The following is an 18231-nucleotide window of genomic DNA, read 5'->3' on the forward strand; positions in this document are numbered from 1 at the left end:
CACTGAAATGACCAACAACCGCAAAACCCTGTTCATCGGCTCGGTGCTGGCCGTGGCCGTCCTGGCCGGCATCGTCGGCCCCTGGATGTTCGGCAGCGACCACCGCCAGAGCACCAATGACGCCTATGTGATCGCTGACTACACCGTGGTCGCGCCCAAGGTCGCCGGCTTCATCAAGGAGGTGCTGGTGGAAGACAACCAGCAGGTCAAGGCCGGTCAGTTGCTGGCAACCATCGATGCCCGTGACTACCAGGCCGCGCTGGATGCCGCACAGGCGCAGTTGCTGGTGGCCCAGGCGCAAAGCGCCGATGCCCGCGCCACCCTCGAGCGCCAGGCGTCGCTGATTGCCCAGGCTGAGGCGGCGGTGAAGGCGGCCCAGGCCGAAGCTGCGTTCGCCGACCATGAGGTCAACCGCTACAGCCGCCTGGCCGAGCAGGGTGCCGGCACCGTGCAGAACGCCCAGCAGGCGCGCAGCGGGGTCGACCAGGCCCGTGCGCGCCTGGCCAATGCCCAGGCGGCACTGGTCGCGGCGCGCAAGCAGGTGGATATCCTTACCGCCCAGGTGGCCAGCGCCGACGGCCAGTTGAAGCGGGCCGAAGCGGGGCTGGAAAAGGCTCAGCTCGACTTGTCCTACACCCGCATCACCGCACCAGTGGACGGCATGGTCGGCGAGCGCGCCTTGCGTGTCGGTGCCTACGTCAACCCGGGCGCTCGCCTGCTGTCGGTGGTGCCGTTGCAGCATGCCTACGTGGTCGGCAACTTCCAGGAAACCCAGCTGACCCACGTGCAGCCCGGCCAGGCGGTGAGCATCAGCGTCGACACCTTTGCCGGTGAGAAGCTGCAAGGCCATGTGGAAAGCATCGCCCCGGCCACCGGCGTGACCTTCGCCGCCGTAAAGCCGGATAACGCCACCGGCAACTTCACCAAGGTGGTGCAGCGCATCCCGGTGAAGATCGTTTTCGATGATGGCCAGCCGCTGCTTGCCCGCCTGCGCGTTGGCATGTCGGTGGAAGCGACCATCGACACCCGTGGCGACAAGCTCGACGGCAAAGAGGTAAGCGCACGATGAAACCGGCATTACGCTTGAGCCCGTTGCTGCTGGCCGTGTTGATGGCTGGCTGCACGCTGGGCCCGGACTTCCAGCGCCCTGACAGCCAGGCACCGCAGCAGTGGGCGCCGCTGCAAGGTGAGGCGGCAGTCAGCCAGCCGCAGGCCGAACCGCTGGAACTGCGCTGGTGGGAAAGCTTCCACGACGCCCGCCTGAGTGCCTTGATCCAGCGCGTTGCCGAGCGCAACCTCGACCTGCAGATGGCCAGCGCCCGCCTGCTGCAAAGCCGCGCCCTGCGCAGCACCGTGGCTGCCGACGAAGTACCGTCGGTGGATGTGAATGCTGGCTACAGCCGCGCGCGCAACAGTGCCGAAGGCCTGAGTGACCCGTCCGGCAAGGCGGGCAAGGAAGCCTTCAACCTCTGGCAGGGCGACCTGGTGGCTGGCTGGGAGCTGGACCTGTGGGGCCGCGTGCGGCGCCAGGTCGAGGCTGCCGATGCCACGGTCGAAGTGGCCGAGAACGATCGCCGTGGCGTGCTGCTGGCATTGCTTGCGGAAACCGCCGGCAACTACATCCAGCTGCGCGCCGTGCAGCACACCATCGATGTGACCCGCGACAACCTCAAAGTTGCCCAGCACAGCCTGAAGTTGTCTGAAAACCGCCAGGCCGAAGGTGTCGCCACGCGCCTGGACGTGGCCCAGGCCAGTGCCCAGGTCGCCTCGATCGAGTCGCGCCTGCCAAGCCTGGAAGCACGGCGCGATGACCTGATCAACGCCCTCAGCCTGCTCGCCGCCGAACCGCCGCGCAGCCTGCAGGCCGAGTTGCTGCAGGGCGGCGAACTGCCTGCGCCGCAGCAGACGTTCGCCATTGGCTTGCCGTCCGAACTGGCCGAGCGCCGCCCGGACATTCGCCAGGCCGAGGCCCGCCTGCATGCCGCCACCGCCAGCATTGGCGTGGCCAAGGCCGACTTCTACCCCAGCATCCGGCTGTCGGGCAGTGTCGGGTTCCAGGCCATGCAGCTGTCCGATTTCGGCGCCTGGGATTCGCGCCGTTTCGCCTTCGGGCCGCAGCTGTCGCTGCCGATCTTCGAGGGTGGCCGGCTCACGGGCACCCTGGAACTGCGCGAGGCGCAACAGCAGGAAGCGGCGCTGAACTACCGCAAGGTGGTGTTGGGCGCCTGGCATGAAATCGACGATGTGCTACGCCTGTACAACGCCAGCCAGCTGCGCCGCGATCACTTGGCCGAGGCAGTGCGGCAGAACCGCATCGCCCTGGAAACTGCCCAGCGCCAGTATGTGGAAGGGGCAGTGGACTTTCTCAATGTGCTGACGGTGCAGGGTGCATTGCTGGCCAGCGAGGAGCAGTGGATTGACAGTTCGGCGGCGGTGTCGCAGGCGCTGGTGGGGCTGTACAAGGCTCTGGGGGGTGGCTGGCAGGCGTTTGATGAGCAGCCTGTGAAGAAAGTGTGATTTTTGGGGCTGCCAAGCAGCCCCGGCAATTGTCCTGATTACCGAGGAGGCACAAATGCACATTTCCCTGAACGGCAAGCGCGCCATCGTCAGCGGCTCCACCGCCGGCATTGGCCTGGCCATTGTCACTGGCCTGGCCGAGGCGGGGGCCGAAGTGGTCCTCAACGGTCGCACCCAGGCCCGGGTCGACGAAGCCCTCAAGGCCGTGCGCGAGCGCCTGCCGCAGGCGCGCATCATCGGCATTGCTGCCGACCTGGGCACCCAGGCCGGTGCGCAGCAGCTGTTCAACCAGGTGCCGCACACCGACATCCTGGTCAACAACCTGGGTATCTTCGAGCCCAAGCCGTTCTTCGAGATCGGGGATGAGGACTGGCAGCGTTTCTTCGACGTCAATGTGCTCAGTGCCGTTCGCCTGTCGCGCCACTATGCCCAGGGTATGGCCGAGCGCAAATGGGGGCGGGTGGTGTTCCTGTCCAGTGAGTCGGCGCTGCAGATTCCGACCGAGATGATTCATTACGGCATGACCAAGACTGCGTTGCTGGCGGTGTCGCGCGGGTTGGCCGAGACGCTGGCTGGTACCGGGGTGACGGTGAATTCGGTGCTGCCGGGGCCTACACGTTCGGAGGGGGTGGGTGACTTCTTTGCCAAGCTGGCCGAGGAGCAGGGGGTGTCGACTGCAGAACTGGAAGCCAACTTCCTGGCTGAACACCGGCCGACCTCGCTGATCAAGCGGCTGGCGACGGTGGAGGAGGTGGCGAACATGGTGGTGTACCTGGCATCGATGCAGGCCAGTGCTACCACCGGGGCTGCCTTGCGGGTGGATGGCGGGGTGCTGCGTTCCATTGCCTGATCTGTTTTGCCTGTGCTGGCCTCTTCGCGGGCGCGCCCGCTCCCACAGGGAGAGTGTGATTCCGAAGATTGCACTGTACCTGTGGGAGCGGGTTTACCCGCGAAGAGGCCAACACAGGCAACCCATCAATCAGAGCGGGCGCAGTAGGCCAAACCGCTTGCGTAGCGCCCAATCCAGCAACCGCCGCGGCAGTAACCGGGCCATCAACGGCAACGCCATGCTGCCATTGCCCAACCGCACCACCGCCGGCACCGGCGACTTCCCGACCGCCGCCAGCACGCCCTGGGCAAACACCACAGCTGAAGTAGGTTTGTCCTGCGAAGCCCGCGCCCGAGCCTGCACCTGCTCGCGCAACGGCCACCATGCCGAATCCGCCGCCAGCACCTGCTCGGCCTGGCGCTGGGCATTGCTGGCGAACTGCGAGGCAATCGCTCCTGGCTGCACTTCCATGACCTGCACACCAAACGGCGCCAGTTCCAGGCGCAAGGCATCGCTCAGGGCGTGCACGGCTGCTTTCGAGGCGCAGTAGGCGCCGGCGAACGGGGTGACCAGCACGCCTGATACGCTGCCGATGTTCACCACCAGGCCCCGTGAGCGGCGTAGCTGTGGGAACAATGCGCGGGTAACGCCAACCACGGCGAAGACGTTGGTTTCGAACTGCTGGCGCAGGGCATCCACACCGCCATCGAGCAGCGGGCCCATGGCGCCGTAGCCGGCGTTGTTGATCAGGATATCGAGGTTTTCCAGTTCCTCGGCCAGGCGGGCCAGCGCCTCGCTGTCGTTTACATCAAGTTGCCGGGCGGTGTAACCAGCGGCACTCAGCTGTGCGACATCCTCTGGTTTGCGGGCGGTGGCCCAGACTTGGTGGCCGGCGTCGCGGAAGGCGTCGGCCAGGGCGCGGCCGATGCCGCTGGAACAACCGGTGATCAGGACGGTGGGCATGGTTGGGGCCTGTTGTCAGGGAGGATTGGTTTTTCCTGTGCGGGCCTCTTCGCGGGTAAACCCGCTCCCACAGGTACACCACAGAATTTGAGACCTGTGTAGTCACTGTGGGAGCGGGTTTACCCGCGAAGAGGCCCGCACAGGCGATAAATCAGTTGGCAAACGTACCTTGCAGGTGCTCTGCCCGAAATTCCAGGGTCTGCGGCCGGTACCCGGAGCGCAGGGGTGGCAATGGCAGGCAGTCTTTCCACTCGGCCCCTGGCTGCAGTTCACCCGGCCCACGGTAGCGCGGGGCGTTGTAGGTATTCTCGGCCAGGTTCACGGTATCGCCCGGCGCATAGGCCGCCACTCGCCAGCGCAGTTCGGTGAGCGGCACGTCGTTGCCGTTCTTCATGCGCACCTGCAGGGCGCGGTCGGCGGGGCAGTGTTCGGGGGCGTAGGTCAGGCGCAGGTCCAGACGGGCCAGTTGCGAGGTTTCGCGGGTGTCCTGCCAGACGACGAACAGGGCCACCAGGCCCAGGCCGCATACGGCAGCCAGCGAGATCGGCAGGGCCTTGGCCGGGTAGCGCAGCAGCAGCACCAGCCAGGTGAGGATGAGGAAGGCACCGATGATCATGGGGCGGGCAGACCTTGATTGCGCGGGGTCTGACCATCGTAGCCCGAAATGGGGAGTGGCTCAAAAAGCGGGGCCGCATAGCGGCCCCAGGGTCTTGCTTACTGCGCGATGGTCTTCACCGAAATACCACGCTCGATCGGTGTGGAGGTACGCCCATACACATCCTCGAAGCGTTCGATGTCATCCTCGCCCAGGTAGCTGCCGGACTGCACTTCGATGATCTCCAGCGGGATCTTGCCCGGGTTGCGCAGGCGGTGCACCGAGGCGATCGGGATGTAGGTCGACTGGTTCTCGGTCAGCAGGAACACGTTCTCGTCACAGGTCACCTCGGCGGTGCCGGACACCACGATCCAGTGCTCGGCGCGGTGGTGGTGCATCTGCAGCGACAGGCTGGCGCCCGGCTTGACGGTGATGTGCTTGACCTGGAAGCGGCCACCCATGTCCACCGAGTCATACGAGCCCCATGGGCGATACACTTCCAGGTGGTTCTGGGTTTCGCTGCGGCCCTGCTCGTCGAGGGTCTTGACCATCTGCTTGACGCCCTGGACCTTGTCCTTGTGGGCAATCATCATGGCGTCCTTGGTCTCGACCACCACGATGTTCTCCAGGCCGATCACCGACACCAGCTTGCCGTTGCCGTGGATCATGCAGTTGCGGCTGTCCTGCACCACCACATCGCCCTTGGTGACGTTGCCGTTGTCGTCCTTCTCGTGCACTTCCCACAGCGACGACCAGCAGCCAACGTCGCTCCAGCCGGCCGACATCGGCACCACGCAGGCGCGCTGGGTCTTTTCCATCACCGCGTAGTCGATGGAGTTGTCCGGGCAGCAGGCGAAGGTGGCCTCGTCGATGCTCAGCACATCACCGTCTTCCTGGCTGCGCTCCAGCGCCAGTACGCAGGTGTCGTAGATGTCGCCGTCGTGCTTCTTCAGCTCTTCGAGGAAGCGGCTGGCACGGAACAGGAACATGCCGCTGTTCCAGAAGTAGCCGCCGGCCTGGACGAACTCGGCGGCGCGTTTTTCGTCGGGCTTCTCGACGAACTGCGCGACGCGCGCCACGCCTTCAGGCAGCAGGGCGTCCTGGCTGGAACGGATGTAGCCGTAGCCGGTTTCCGGCTTGGTCGCCGGCACGCCGAACAGCACCATCTCGCCACGCTCGGCGGCCACGGTGGCCAGGGCCAGGGCGCGTTGCAGGGCCTTCTGGTCCTCGATCACGTGGTCGGCGGGCAGCACCAGCATCAGCTCGTCGCGGCCTTCGTTGACCAGTTTCATGGCCGCCATGGCCACGGCCGGCGCGGTGTTGCGGCCGAACGGTTCCATCAGGATGCCTTGGGTTTCCAGCTTCAGCGCGGCCAGTTGCTCCTGGACGATGAACTTGTGGTCCTTGTTGCAGACCACGATCGGCGTGTCCATGCCTTCGAACACCAGGCGCTCGAGGGTTTGCTGGAACAGCGTGTGTTCACTGGTCAGGGCCAGGAACTGTTTGGGGAACTGCTTGCGCGACAGAGGCCACAGACGGGAACCGCTACCACCAGAAAGAATTACCGGGATCATCATGTTTCTCCAATAGTCGTTGAGAGGCAGGGGAATCAGTTGCTAGCCACGGGGCGAGTTACCCACACCGGCGACAAGGCGTTGCCGGAACCCGTTACGTACAGCACTGCGGCTTCGCCGCGCTCCAGGGCGACGGGTTTGACGTCACCCACTTTCTTGTCTCCTTGGTACAGCGCCAGGTTGACCTTGACCGGGTTGATTTCGCGTTCGCCACGGCCGTTGGCGGCCACCGGCTTGACCACTTCGGTCTTGCCGTCGGCAGTCTTCAGGGTCAGTTGCTGGTCGCTCAGGTTCTGCACGCGAACCAGGGCTTTCTGCTTGTTCTTGAACGGCGGCTCTTCGATCAGCTGCGGGTTGCCGCTGGCGCTGTTGACCAGGGTGTAGTACTTGTCCGAGGCCAGCTTGACCGGCACGCTCCTGCCGCCGACCTGGGCGGTGTAGTCGCCCCCTGGCAGGAAGCTGAAGTCGCTGCTGGCCTGGGCGCCAACCTGCTTGATCTGGGTGTTGCCGACCGAGGCTGCAGCCGGTGCGCTGGAGGCGTTGTACAGGCGTACGAAGGTCGAGCCTTTCGGTGCGCTCGGGCCGTACAGCGCGGCGTCGGCGCCGGCGAAGGCCTGCATGGAGGCCAGGGACAGGCCGGCTGCGAGGGTGAGGGCTTTGGCAATGGAAGTCTTGGTAGTCATGTGTATGTTTCCTCTGATCAGTGGGTTGTCCGGGTGGACGACAAAGCCAGGTTTTCTTCGGATTTACGGGTGTTCTTCAGCTGGGCGATCCACTGTGGATCGAAGCTGCTGAGGTCGTTCTTCATTGGCAGATAACGTTCGGGGAATTCCCACACCACCACTTGCGGGGCGGCGTTCTTGAAAGCATCGCTTTGCAGGTACTTGAGCATCGGCAGTAGCGGGCCATGGCCGTCTTCGGCGTAGTTGGCCACGTCGCTGCGCAAGGCCTGCTGCAGCGCGCCGAGGAAGTTCCAGTGCGGGTTGGCGCTGTAGCTGGTGCCTACCAGCGCAACCGGGATCTGTGTGTCGGCAAACAGTGCGTCACCGGCTTCACCTTCGGCCTCGACCGGGCGAGTGGTGCGCTTTTGCAGGTTGTCCGGGGCCGGCAGCAGGTTGCTGAACAGTGGGTCCAGTGGCAGGAAGTTGGTCAGGTCGCCCTTGTACGGCGCGGTACTGCCGGCTTCGGTGATGAATGTCTGTGGGTCGCCATTGAGCAGGCTCTGGCGGCTTACCGCTTCGGCCAGTGCCTGTGCCGCCACTTCGGCGCCCATCGGCGTCCAGTGGGTGTCGGTGCGCAGGAACACCTGGCCGCGGGCCTTGGCCTGCTCCATAGGTGCCATCAGGTCCGGGGCGAACACGTTGGCCTGGCGCACCTGGGCATGGAACTGGTTGTACAGGTCGTCATGCAGGCTGGTCGGCAGCTCATTGCCCAGGTACTCGGCATACACCCGCGCCTTGGCCGGCACGATCGCCAGCACCAGCTGGCTGCCGTGCTGCTGCAGGGTGTCGCGCACGCCACGGATCAGCGCCAGGTTTTCCTGCATCAGCTGCTCGGCACCGGCGGTGGGCTTGAACTCTTCGTCACTGAACAGCCACTGGTCGCGGCCCAGAACCACGCCGGGGCGGCCTTCGTTGAACAGCTTGAAGTCCATCGCCGCCCACAGGTTGGTGCCCAGGCGCTTGATCGGGAACTGCTCGTCGTAGTGGGTCTCGGCGGCCTTGGCCAGCTTGCCGTTGAGCAGGGTCATCTGCTCGGTACGCTGGAAGCTTTGCAGGCCACCGGTGGACCACACGCCCATGCCCACCAGCAGGCCAAGGAACGACAGCGAATAGGTAATGCGTAATGTCCGGGTCATGTCATCAACCTCAGAACTGGAAGTAAAGGAACGGCGAGTAGCTCTGCGCCGAAAGCTTGAGGATCGAGGCCACGAACAGCAGCAGCACCAGGGCGCGGGTCATCACCCGGGTCCAGTCCAGGCCGATCGAACCGTCGTTGTTGACCTCCACCGGGGTGGCCTTGGGCGTTGGCCTGGCGTTGCGGTAGAAGTCGCGCAGGCCGAAGAACGCCAGGGTGATGTAGGCGACCACCAGGGTGGCTACCTGCAGGCCGGTGAGCTGGGCACGGTTGAGTTCCGACAGCTGCCAGTCGCCGAAGCTGAACATGGCGCCGTACATGCGGCCGGCCACTTCCAGGTTCTCGGCACGGAAGATCACCCAGCCGACCACCACCAGCAGGAAGGTGAACGCCCACTTCACCGGGTTGAAACGCTGCGGGTTGGTGTCGATGCCCAGCGCGCGCTCGATGGCCAGCCACATGCCGTGCCAGGCACCCCAGATGATGTAGGTGAAGTTGGCGCCGTGCCACAGGCCGCCCAGCAGCATGGTCAGGAACAGGTTGCGGTAGGTGTTGAAGGTGCCTTTGCGGTTACCACCCAGGGTGATGTACAGGTAGTCGCGCAGCCAGGTCGACAGGCTGATGTGCCAGCGCCGCCAGAACTCGGTGATCGACTGGCTGATGTACGGCTGCTTGAAGTTTTCCATGAAGCGGAAGCCCATCATCAGGCCCAGGCCGATGGCCATGTCGCTGTAGCCGCTGAAGTCGAAGTACAGCTGCGCGGTGTAGGCCAGGGCGCCGAGCCAGGCATCGCCGGTGGTCGGGTTCTGCAGGGCGAAACAGTGGTCGGCCACTACCGCCAGGGTGTCGGCGATGAACACTTTCTTGATGAAGCCCTGCATGAAGCGGGTGCAGCCTTCGGAGAACTTGTCCAGGGTGTGGGTACGGTTGTTGAACTGGTCGACCAGGTCCTTGAAGCGCAGCACGGGGCCGGCGATCAGGTGCGGGAAGATCGCCACGAACGCCGCGAAGTCGATCAGGTTGCGGGTGGCCGGGGTATCGCCGCGGTACACGTCGATGATGTAGCTGATCGACTCGAAGATGTAGAACGAGATACCGATCGGCAGCAGCACATGGGTGAGGATGAACGGCTCCAGGCCGAACGAGGAGATGATCGCGTTGAGGCTGTCGACGCCGAAGTTGGCGTACTTGAAGTAGCCGAGGATCGCCAGGTCGACACCGACGCCGAGCAGCAGCCAGCGCTGCGCGGGCTTGGTGCGTACACCGGCGGCGCCGACTTTCAGGCCGATCCAGTAGTTCCACAGGGTGACCCCGGCGAACAGGGCCAGGAAGTCCACCCGCCACCAGGCGTAGAAAATGTAGCTGGCGACCAGCAGCAGCAGGTTGCGATAACGTTGCCCGCTCAAGTAGTACAGGCCGAGGAAGATCGGCAAGAACAGGAACAGGAACACGTTGGACGAGAAGACCATCCCGGTTCTCCTTTTTGTTCACAGCATCCGGGGCAAAGCGCCCCCCAAACCCCCCACATGTTCGTGGCGGGCTACCTAGATTCCTGTGGGAGCGGGTTTACCCGCGAAGAGGCCGGCACAGGCACCGCACATGGCAGGTCTGGCCTTTTCGCGGGTAAACCCGCTCCCACAGGGGTTTTGCGTTACTTTTTCGATTCTGCGCTCGGGTCGTAGACCCGGGTCAGGTCGCCGCCCAGCCGGAAGCTGTTGAACGGCTGCATGCCACGCTTGCGTTGCAGGGTGTCGCCACTGCACGCATACAGGCTGCAGTAGGGCTCCATCCACGCGTACTTGCTGTCGATCTTCAGGTCTTTCATGTCCTGTTTCTCGCCATTGCGGGCCTTGAACGCGCTGGGGTCCTTCGACCCGTTCAGCACCCGCTGCGCCAGGCGCTGCAGGGCGTTGTTGTTCTCGCCACGCACATCCACGCCATTGACCTGGGCGAAGCTGGCGATCATCGCCAGCGGTGGCAGGGCGTAGTTGTGGTAGGCCAGGGCGCGTTGCTTGCGTTTCAGTTCGTTGGGCAGGAAGCCCTGCTGGTCGACCTGGTTGGCGCCAACCCGGTATTCCTTCACGGCCCAGTCGAACAGGTCGCGACGGTCGGTGGCCACGGCGCTGGCCATTACCGCCCAGGCTGCCCAGTAGCTGTGGTTGTTGATCTTCTCCAGCGGCAGGTCGCTCCAGTCGCGCACGGTCTGTTCGGCCAGCCGGGCAAACCATTTTTCGATCAGCTCGGCTTCGGCCTGGTGCGCGGCCAGCGGCTGCGAACTGGAGAACTTCAGGCGCAGCCACGAACCGCTCATGCTGCCCAGTGCCCATTTGCGCATCGACTTGCCGGTGTGGTTGTAGTCGGTGGACATCAGCGCATCGGCGCGGGCCCAGCTGCCCAGCCAGGCCAGGGTGCAGTCGAGCTGTGCCGGGCGGCCGTCACGCATGTACTGGCCGATCATCTTGCTCACACCTTTCTCAAGGGTGGTGATGTCTTCGGTGGACTTGCGAAAGGCCTTTTCCGAGGCGGCATTGAGCGTGGCCCGCGCCTTGTCCGAGCCTTCGTACTTGCTGCGGAACTGCAGGGCGCCGGTGTACGGCTTGGGGGCAGTCGCGCAGCGGAAGTTGCCGTCGCCGGTCTTGAGCTTTTCGATCCCCTCGTAGTAACCCTGGGGTGGTACCAGCGCGGCGTGCGCGGCACCGCCGCACAACGCAAGGGCAAGCAGGGCGGGGCGGGAAATTCGCTTGAACGGGATCATGGTCGCCTCACTGGCCGGCCTGCGCGGTCTGCGCGGGCACGGCGAAGTTGTTGCGTTTGCAGAGCTTGGCTTCGACCTTCTGGGTACCGCTTTCCGGCCCCTGCACCTCGAACGCCAACAGGCTCTGGCTGGCCCAGTCCTCGTCTTCACGCATCTGGAAGACGAAGCGGCCGTCGGTGTCGGAGGTTTCCGGTTTTTCCAGCTTGATGTCCTCGTGGCGGCCGTTGAGGTACCAGAGGGTGGCCTGCAGCACCTTCACCGACGGGTCTTCGAACTTCACGTCCATTTGTATGTTGCGGTTGACCAGGTCCTTGAGCACGCCACCCTTGCCGTTGACCATCAGCTCGTTCTTGCCGGGCTTGAGGGTGGCGCTGGCGCTCATCAGGGCCGGGCGGTCATCGCAGCCGTCGTCGAGCAGGCCAAGGATTTGCCGCCAGATGGTTTCCTGGTCCAGGCGATACAGCGGGGAGAATTCCCAGATCAGGATCTTCGGCGGGTTCTTCTGGAATTCCTCGCTGCCCAGGTACTGGATCATCGAGCCTTCCAGGCCACCGCCAGGGAAGGCCACGTTCAATACATCGGCACCAATGTACTGTTGCAGGAAGCCCGCAAAGTTGTAGTTCTTGCCGCTGTGACTGGTACCCACCAACGTGATCTGCGCGTTGCCGGCGTCACCGAACAGGTCGTCACCGCCACCGTCGGAGCCTTTCGGCTCGGTGGCGAACTGGTCCATGTACTGAACTGCGTAACTGGTGCCACAGAGCTGGCCGGCGACGTTATGCAAGGTGCCGGTCTTGCCCATGCGCCCGGACTTCTTCGTTTCGAACTCCTTGCGCGGGATGCCTTCGAAGGCCGGCATCTTGTGCACGGTGTCGGCCACGATCTTCGCTGCACGCTCGGCGCCATACGGCGTCCAGTGCTGGTCGCCACGGAAGTAGAAGTCCTTGCCCTGGTCGGCAGCGGCCAGCTGTTCGTTGGTCAGTGGCGACAGGTCGGGCACGTTGTAGCCCATGCTGGCGAAGCGCTTGAGCATGGCCTGGTAGTTGCCCAGGGCCTTCTGGTAGTCGAAGGCGGCTTTTTCCGCCGGGTTGAGCATGTTGCGGTTCACCAGGCCACGGGTCGGCTGGTACACCACCACCAGTTCCACGCCGCGCTTCTTGAACGCGTCGTGCACCTGCTGCAGACGCTTGTAGCCGGCAGGGGTGGTGTTGAACTCGGTGCGCAGGTCTTCGCGGGTACGGAACAGCCAGTCGCCCTGGGCCTGCACCAGCGTGGTGAAGTTCTGCTGGTAGCGGGTTGTGTAGCGGCTGGCGTCATGTGCTTCAGGGCACAGCTGGCAGCAGGGCTCGGCGCTGAAGGTGGGGGCCTTGACGTCTTCGGCGCGCACGCCCTGGCTGATCGCCAGGAGGGCGGCGGACAGGCCCAGCAGTTTCATCAGATGTGGCGTCATGGTCTGGGCTTCCTTAATCGATCATTTCGGTCTGGCGTTCGACCGGGTCGATCAGCACAGCCTTTTGCTGGCGTACCAGCAGGTCGAGGATTTCGTCCTGGCGTTCGCCGAGGACGCCGTTGAGGCTGATGCCGCTGGCCTTGCGCGGGGCGAGCATGGACACCTTGTACAGTTCGACCGACAGTGGCGAGTCGATCGACAGTGGGCCGGAGCCGTTGGCCGACAGTTCGCCACCGACCAGGATCAGCGACACCTTGGTGTCGAACGGGTCGAGGGCGATGTCGCGGTCGGTATCGGACAGGTCCTTGATGTGGCCGTACACACCCACCAGGCCGTTGGCCATGGCGACGTTTTCGTACAGGCGAATGTTCACGCTGTTACGCACGCGGATGCCGTGGCGGCGGTTGTTGATCAGCTTGTTGCCCCAGATCAGGTTGTCGCCGCTTTCGTACAGGGTGATACCGTCGGTGTGGTTGCGGTAGATCTCGTTGTAGGCGATCAGGTTGTTGACGCTGTTACGGTCGATCACCACGCCCGAGAGCTTGTTGTCGAAGCTCTTGTTGTTGATGATCCAGCTGTCGTTGACCTCACGCGACACGATGATGCCGTGCTTCTTCTTGGTGCCGTACACCGTGTTGCCGGCGATGATCAGCCGGTGCGAGCGGTCGTGCGGGTCGATGCCGTAGACGATGTTGTCGCGGTAGGTGCTGTCCTTGACCACGAAGTCCTGGGTCTCGTAGCAGTAGAAGCCGTACCACATGTCGCTGAACTCGGAGCCGATGATCCAGCCGGTGGGTTCAGGGCGGCCCATGCGCTTGGCCATGTTCGGCGTGTACTGCGAGATACTCACGCCATACGACTTGGACTTGGCATAGCCGAAGCTGGCCATTTTCGTATTGACGATGTAGGTCTCGGTGCCGCCCCACGACAGCAGGAACGGGCGGAATTCCTTGGGCGAGCGGAAGGTCGCCGGGCCGTTGTCCTTTTCCCGCCAGCCGGTCACCTGGGTGTCGGTGACGAACAGCTTGCCGTCGTTGACCAGGAACGAACCGCCTTCCTGGGACAGGCGCAGTTGCTTGACCTTACCGTCGATCTCGAGGATGCCCTTCGGCCCGACCACGATCGGCAGGCGCGCCAGGTAAACGCCCGGCTCGACTTCGCTGAGGTACTGCCTGGGTACCTTCTTGCTCAGTTCGACCAGGTCGACATGGCCGTCATCGACGAAGATCGCCTGCGGAATGCCATGCTGGCGCTGGACCCACTCGGCCGCCTTGTTGTCGCCACCGACGAATTCCTTGAGGGTATCCTCCTGGAACATGCGGCGCAGGCTGACCTTGCCCTTGTGGCGGCGGTCGATTTTTTTCTGCACCGCATCAAAGGTGTAGCCGGTCAGGTCAGGCAGCTTCGGCGGGTCCATGTGCAGCGGCTCGATCGGTGCGCTGGAGACCGTATAGGTCTTGGCTTGCTGCAGTTCCTTGGCGATCACCTGGGGTTCTGCGGCAGCGACCAGGCCACTGGCCAGCAGCAAGGCGCTGGCCAACAGGCTGTGGCGTAAGTGCGGGTGAAGGTTCATAACGGTAAGTCCTCTACCGGCCTCAGAAGCGCCAGATCACATCGACGAAGGCGCGGTGCATGTACGAGTCCGCTTCCTTGCCGTAGGCGTCACCCGGCTTGAACACACCGGCACGCAGACGCACCAGGGCAGATGGCTCGTCGATGGCCTGGCTCATCGAAGCTGGCAGCAGGCCTTGCTTGAAGTACTTGGTCACGACCACGTCCATTTCCTGGCCAAGGTCTTTTTCGCCATCGACCAGTGGGCGGTTCACACCGTTGTCGTTGACCACCGCGTTGATGCCGCTGGAACCGATGTTCTGGTTGCCATCGACACGCCAGAACTTGTGGTAGATGAAGCTGGCGTCGTAGTCGTCGCGCAGCTGCCAGGAGGCGAACAGGGTGGCCGCCTGCAGGTTGCCCAGCTCGCCACGGAAGGCTTCACCGAAACGGTGTACGCGCGAACGGGTACCGGTGTAGTTGGAGCGGTTGCTCTCCAGGCCGGTCTGCTCGTAGTTGCTCGAACCGTCGTCGCCACCACCGCCGCTGCCACGGGCGTAGGCCGCACCAACCTGCCATTGCGGGTCGAGGCGCAGGCGGACGCCGAAGTCGGTGGCCCAGGCGTTGACGTCACCGCTCTGCTTGCCGGTGGCCACGGTCTGGTCGCCGACGACCTGGCTGCTGAGGGTGTCGCGGTCACCGGTCAGCCAGGTGACGCTGCCCCAGTAGTTGACGGTGTGATCGTTGCGCCAGTTGTAGGCGTCGCTGTTGGCTTCCAGGCCCAGCCAGGTGAGGTCGCCGGTGCGGGTCTTGTCCAGCGCATCGACGGTTTCGCCCGGGTTCTTCAGGCTGCCGCCGTCGTGGGTGTGGTGGGCGCGTACGCCGACCCAGTGGCCAGGGGTCCACTGCGTGGCGACGTTGCCGTAGAGGTGTGTGCGGTCCTTGTCTTCCGGGGCCAGCTCGGTGAGGTCGGTGCGGTATTCGCTGAAGCGCTGGGCCACACCCAGGTCGGCCTTGAGCAACGTGGTGTCGAAGGTCCAGTTCAGCGCCTCGATGTTGGTGTCACGCCACATGCCATCGTCGCTGCGCAGGCGCTGGCGACCGAAACGCAGTTGCTCGCCAGGGTAGGCGGTGAGGCCGCTGTAGCCGACCCAGAATTCGCGCATGGCCAGGTAGCTCTTGTCCTGCTCGCGGCCGTCGGCGGCGGTGTCGGTGCTGGTGCCGTCGTCGTTCTGGCGCAGGGTGTCGGTTTCGATGGTGTCGGTGGCGGTGACGGCCTGGCCCATGGCATAGGCGCTCCAGTTGCCACGCTCGCCATATACCCAGGGGCGCAGATCGAGACCGAGGCCGTTGACGTCGCCGCCGGAGCGGGTGCCCAGGTCACGGTCGTCTTCCGACTGGCCGGTGATTTTCACATCCAGGCCGAAGTTCTTTTCAGCGGTCATTGCCGCCAGGGTCGGGCAGGACCACAGCAGGGCGAAGCTCAGGCCGATGCCAGCTTTCACGAGGGGATTGAGCGTCATAGCGAGTCCTCACCGGTTACTTCTTTTTCGTCGTCTTGCAGGGCTTCGATGGCCAAGGTGCTGTTGGCGCCTTGGCTCATGCTGCCGCGCGCCTGTTTTTCTTGGGCCAGCAGTTGCTGGGCCTGGCTGCGCTGGTCAGGCGTGAGTTGCTGGTCGAGCTGCTGCAGCAGTTCAGCGGACTGTGGCGTCGGGTTGACCTGGGCCAGCTGGGCGAAGACCCAGGCGTTACCCGGTTGCGGGCGAATGCCGTGGCCTTCGCTGAACAGCTGGGCCAGGGCATAGTCGGCGCTGTTCTGCCCACCGCGGGCGGCGGCCAGCAGGTGGTCGACGGCCTTTTGCGGCTCGACGTTGCCCAGGTAGCCGCGGCGGTAGAGCTGGCCCAGGTAGTAATGGGCGCTGACTTCGCCGGCGTCGGCGGCAGCCTGCAGGTGTTGTTCGGCTTTGGCCGCATCCGCAGGTACGGTCTTGCCTTCGTAGTACAGGCGGCCCAGCAACAGTTCGGCGCGTGGCTGTTCAGCTTCGCGGCCTTTGTCGATGTAGGCCATCAGCTGGTCGGTATCGCCCAGCTCGGGGAAGTCGTACACCAGCTGCGCCAGGCTGACCCAGGACGCCGGGTTGGCCGGGGCTACCTGTTCGAGCAGGTCCTTGGCGGTTTTCTCGTCGGTCTGGCCGAGGCTGCGGTCAGCCAGTACCCGGGCAACGCTGTCGACCCGGGTGGCCGGTACTGCACCACGGGCGTAGGCAGCCTTGAGCTGGCCGAGCAGGGCGGCCTGCTGGTCGGCCTGGCCACGCTTCTGGTACACGGTGGCCAGCTCGACGTAGCAGATGTCGGTGGTGTTCAGCGCGGCCTTGCAGATGTTCTCCACTTCGCCCAGGTGCTGGTCGTAGGTGCCCTGGGTGCGGTACAGCAGCACCTGGGCCAGGCCCGCTTCCGGGTTGCCGGCGGCGCGCCACTGGTCGATCTGCTGTTGCGCGTTGACCTTGGGGAAGCTTTGCGGGTAGCTCAGGTAGAGCATCGCCAGCGGGATCAGGGTGTTGCTTTCGCCCTGCCTGGCGGCTTGCTTGAGCAGGGTCTCGGCTTCTTCGCGCTCGGCCTGGGTGCTGTCGGGCTTGGCCACCAGCAGGCGGCCCAGGCGCGCCTGGGCACGCGGCGAAATGGCGGCCGCGGCGCGGTAGGTGGCCTCGGCTTCCTTGATTTTCGCGGGGTCGCGGGTGGCGACCTTGATGTCGGCCAGGCCCACTTGCGCTTCGCTGTAGCCCAGGTCGGCCAGGGCCTTGTAGTTGCGCTCGGCCAGTGCCGTGTCACCGCGCTTCATGGCTTCGTTGGCCAGGCGCTGGTCGGGCAGGCCGGCACAGCCAGCCAGGGTGATGGCTGCAGCCAGGGCACACAGGCCCAGGCTGGCGCTTTTCTTGTAGGGAATCATGTTGTGATCCTCTTACAGCCCACGGGCCATGGCTTTGTCGATCAGCCAGTTCAGCGACGGGCCACGGTCGCTGTTGACCGAAGCCGGGCGGCCGGCGAGTTCGGCGGGCAGGGCGCTGTCGGGCTTGATCTGCACGCGGATGTCGGCGGCCAGGTCTTCGCTGTTGAGGCTGGCGCTGCTGACGATCTGGCCGGTGCGCACTTCGTCTTCGCCGGCTACCTGGAAGTTGACCCGGGTACCTGGCTTGACCTCGTCGAACTGGCGGTAGGTGAAGCGCGCCTCGATCATCGGGTTGGTGGTGCGCGGGATCAGCTGGAAGATCGGCTGGCCCTTGGCGGCGTACTGGCCGTTGTCCACCAGCTGGCGGGCGACCACGCAATCACATGGGCTGGTGAGGGTGCCGGACAGCTGCTTGCCGAACAGTTCCTCGATCTTCGCCGGCTCGAGCTGTGCGTCCTCCAGGTTGCCCTTGAGCATGTCCAGCATGCTGGTGGTGAAGCTGGCCAGTGGCGCGCCCTTGGCGATCTGCCCACCGCTGTCGACCAGGCTGTTCACGGTGCCGTCGCGCGGCATGGTGATGGTGGTGGTGGGCACTGCGACCACGCCGGCTTCGGCATGGCTGACGAAGTACATGCCGTACAGCGACTTGGCGATGAAGCCGAAGGCGGCGACACCGACCACGAACACGCCGAGGGTGACGGTGACCGCCTTGAGGCGGCCGAAGGCGCTCAGGCCACTGCCGCCATCCTTCTGCTTGCGTGCCTTGGTGAAGTTGTCGCGCTGCAAGGTGCTGAGCACATCGCCGGCAGTGATCAGCTCACCCGAGAGGTGCGAAGTGATGATATGGCGCAGCGTGGCGATGTCGCGTGGCTCGAGGTTCTGGAACTGCGCGCCGGTGCGGCCACTGTCCGGGTGGTAGGAGCGCACCTGGAACTCGATGTCCATCGACAGGCCGAGGTTGTCGACCGTGAACTGCAGCCGTCCGCGTAGTACGTCGCCAACCGTCAGTTGTTGCTTGGTGTGGAAGCTCAGGCCACCGGCAGAGAGGTCGTCGACCTTCACATCGTGGGCCTGGCGCTGAGGGTCGAGGAACCGCAGCTTGGCGGGGATGCGTACCCGGGCATGCTGGCGCTGGGCTTCGGACTCATGCACGACGTTGACGTTCACGGCGGTATTCATGTGGTTTGTTCCTG

15 protein-coding genes are annotated in these 18231 nt (G+C 64.5%); 3 read left to right on the forward strand and 12 right to left on the reverse strand.

Annotated features, from left to right (window positions below; genetic code table 11):
* The first annotated feature begins 7 nt into the window (after positions 1-7).
* The 3 genes from ACIQYU_RS14285 to ACIQYU_RS14295 are packed head-to-tail and all read left to right on the forward strand — an operon-like array spanning position 8 to position 3367.
* Complete coding sequence (locus tag ACIQYU_RS14285) at positions 8-1069, forward strand: HlyD family secretion protein (protein WP_087500494.1); 1062 nt, start codon at positions 8-10, stop codon at positions 1067-1069.
* Positions 1066-2517 (forward strand): efflux transporter outer membrane subunit, encoded by a 1452-nt coding sequence (locus ACIQYU_RS14290; protein WP_233687063.1) that lies wholly within the window; start codon positions 1066-1068, stop codon positions 2515-2517. Before ACIQYU_RS14285 ends, ACIQYU_RS14290 begins: the two co-directional genes overlap by 4 nt.
* 55 nt (positions 2518-2572) lie before the next feature.
* Complete coding sequence (locus tag ACIQYU_RS14295) at positions 2573-3367, forward strand: SDR family NAD(P)-dependent oxidoreductase (RefSeq protein ID WP_207836330.1); 795 nt, start codon at positions 2573-2575, stop codon at positions 3365-3367.
* 129 nt (positions 3368-3496) lie between these two features.
* Here the strand turns inward: ACIQYU_RS14295 and ACIQYU_RS14300 are convergent, their stop codons facing one another.
* The 12 genes from ACIQYU_RS14300 to ACIQYU_RS14355 all read right to left on the reverse strand — a co-directional run bounded on the left by ACIQYU_RS14300 (position 3497) and on the right by ACIQYU_RS14355 (position 18217).
* Complete coding sequence (locus tag ACIQYU_RS14300; protein WP_402800489.1) at positions 3497-4309, reverse strand: SDR family oxidoreductase; 813 nt, start codon at positions 4307-4309, stop codon at positions 3497-3499.
* A 151-nt stretch (positions 4310-4460) separates the two neighbouring features.
* Positions 4461-4925, reverse strand: a complete 465-nt coding sequence (locus ACIQYU_RS14305; RefSeq protein WP_015271749.1) for a hypothetical protein — start codon at positions 4923-4925, stop codon at positions 4461-4463.
* A 98-nt stretch (positions 4926-5023) separates the two neighbouring features.
* Positions 5024-6478: a mannose-1-phosphate guanylyltransferase/mannose-6-phosphate isomerase gene (locus ACIQYU_RS14310; RefSeq protein ID WP_207836554.1), complete on the reverse strand. Its 1455-nt coding sequence runs from the start codon at positions 6476-6478 to the stop codon at positions 5024-5026.
* A 35-nt stretch (positions 6479-6513) separates the two neighbouring features.
* Positions 6514-7161, reverse strand: coding sequence for an alginate O-acetyltransferase AlgF (locus ACIQYU_RS14315; RefSeq protein ID WP_402800492.1), 648 nt, complete (start codon positions 7159-7161; stop codon positions 6514-6516).
* Between the two features lie 17 nt (positions 7162-7178).
* Entirely contained in the window at positions 7179-8336 is a 1158-nt protein-coding gene (locus ACIQYU_RS14320; RefSeq protein ID WP_207836324.1) for an alginate O-acetyltransferase, read from the reverse strand.
* Positions 8337-8346: 10 nt separating this feature from the next.
* The gene (locus ACIQYU_RS14325; protein WP_063913343.1) at positions 8347-9804 is read right to left on the reverse strand and encodes an MBOAT family protein; all 1458 of its coding nucleotides are present in this window, start codon (positions 9802-9804) and stop codon (positions 8347-8349) included.
* A gap of 182 nt (positions 9805-9986) precedes the next feature.
* A complete protein-coding gene (locus ACIQYU_RS14330; protein WP_402800497.1) occupies positions 9987-11090 on the reverse strand; it encodes a mannuronate-specific alginate lyase in 1104 nt (367 codons plus the stop codon).
* A 7-nt stretch (positions 11091-11097) separates the two neighbouring features.
* Entirely contained in the window at positions 11098-12540 is a 1443-nt protein-coding gene (locus ACIQYU_RS14335; RefSeq protein WP_063913341.1) for an alginate O-acetyltransferase, read from the reverse strand.
* A gap of 13 nt (positions 12541-12553) precedes the next feature.
* A complete protein-coding gene (algG, locus tag ACIQYU_RS14340) occupies positions 12554-14113 on the reverse strand; it encodes a mannuronan 5-epimerase AlgG (protein ID WP_063913340.1) in 1560 nt (519 codons plus the stop codon).
* A 22-nt stretch (positions 14114-14135) separates the two neighbouring features.
* Positions 14136-15614: an alginate export family protein gene (locus ACIQYU_RS14345; RefSeq protein ID WP_063913339.1), complete on the reverse strand. Its 1479-nt coding sequence runs from the start codon at positions 15612-15614 to the stop codon at positions 14136-14138.
* Positions 15611-17038, reverse strand: a complete 1428-nt coding sequence (algK, locus tag ACIQYU_RS14350) for an alginate biosynthesis TPR repeat lipoprotein AlgK (protein WP_207836319.1) — start codon at positions 17036-17038, stop codon at positions 15611-15613. The genes ACIQYU_RS14345 and algK overlap by 4 nt, the downstream gene beginning before the upstream one ends.
* Positions 17039-17050: 12 nt before the next feature.
* Positions 17051-18217 carry an alginate biosynthesis protein Alg44 gene (locus tag ACIQYU_RS14355; protein WP_063913337.1) on the reverse strand — a complete coding sequence of 389 codons (1167 nt, stop codon included), beginning with the start codon at positions 18215-18217 and terminating at the stop codon, positions 17051-17053.
* Positions 18218-18231 lie beyond the last annotated feature (14 nt).

It is taken from the genome of Pseudomonas sp. NPDC096925 (assembly GCF_044762545.1).
Taxonomy (GTDB): Bacteria; Pseudomonadota; Gammaproteobacteria; order Pseudomonadales; family Pseudomonadaceae; genus Aquipseudomonas.

Excerpts from the sequence above, each read along its gene's own strand:
- ACIQYU_RS14335 (WP_063913341.1), bottom strand. The coding sequence starts at position 12,540 with ATGACGCCACATCTGATGAAACTGCTGGGCCTGTCCGCCGCCCTCCTG.
- ACIQYU_RS14355 (WP_063913337.1), bottom strand. The coding sequence starts at position 18,217 with ATGAATACCGCCGTGAACGTCAACGTCGTGCATGAGTCCGAAGCCCAG.
- algK (WP_207836319.1), bottom strand. The coding sequence starts at position 17,038 with ATGATTCCCTACAAGAAAAGCGCCAGCCTGGGCCTGTGTGCCCTGGCT.
- algG (WP_063913340.1), bottom strand. The coding sequence starts at position 14,113 with ATGAACCTTCACCCGCACTTACGCCACAGCCTGTTGGCCAGCGCCTTG.
- ACIQYU_RS14310 (WP_207836554.1), bottom strand. The coding sequence starts at position 6,478 with ATGATCCCGGTAATTCTTTCTGGTGGTAGCGGTTCCCGTCTGTGGCCT.
- ACIQYU_RS14320 (WP_207836324.1), bottom strand. The coding sequence starts at position 8,336 with ATGACCCGGACATTACGCATTACCTATTCGCTGTCGTTCCTTGGCCTG.
- ACIQYU_RS14345 (WP_063913339.1), bottom strand. The coding sequence starts at position 15,614 with ATGACGCTCAATCCCCTCGTGAAAGCTGGCATCGGCCTGAGCTTCGCC.
- ACIQYU_RS14315 (WP_402800492.1), bottom strand. The coding sequence starts at position 7,161 with ATGACTACCAAGACTTCCATTGCCAAAGCCCTCACCCTCGCAGCCGGC.
- ACIQYU_RS14305 (WP_015271749.1), bottom strand. The coding sequence starts at position 4,925 with ATGATCATCGGTGCCTTCCTCATCCTCACCTGGCTGGTGCTGCTGCTG.
- ACIQYU_RS14300 (WP_402800489.1), bottom strand. The coding sequence starts at position 4,309 with ATGCCCACCGTCCTGATCACCGGTTGTTCCAGCGGCATCGGCCGCGCC.
- ACIQYU_RS14330 (WP_402800497.1), bottom strand. The coding sequence starts at position 11,090 with ATGATCCCGTTCAAGCGAATTTCCCGCCCCGCCCTGCTTGCCCTTGCG.
- ACIQYU_RS14325 (WP_063913343.1), bottom strand. The coding sequence starts at position 9,804 with ATGGTCTTCTCGTCCAACGTGTTCCTGTTCCTGTTCTTGCCGATCTTC.
- ACIQYU_RS14295 (WP_207836330.1), top strand. The coding sequence starts at position 2,573 with ATGCACATTTCCCTGAACGGCAAGCGCGCCATCGTCAGCGGCTCCACC.
- ACIQYU_RS14285 (WP_087500494.1), top strand. The coding sequence starts at position 8 with ATGACCAACAACCGCAAAACCCTGTTCATCGGCTCGGTGCTGGCCGTG.
- ACIQYU_RS14290 (WP_233687063.1), top strand. The coding sequence starts at position 1,066 with ATGAAACCGGCATTACGCTTGAGCCCGTTGCTGCTGGCCGTGTTGATG.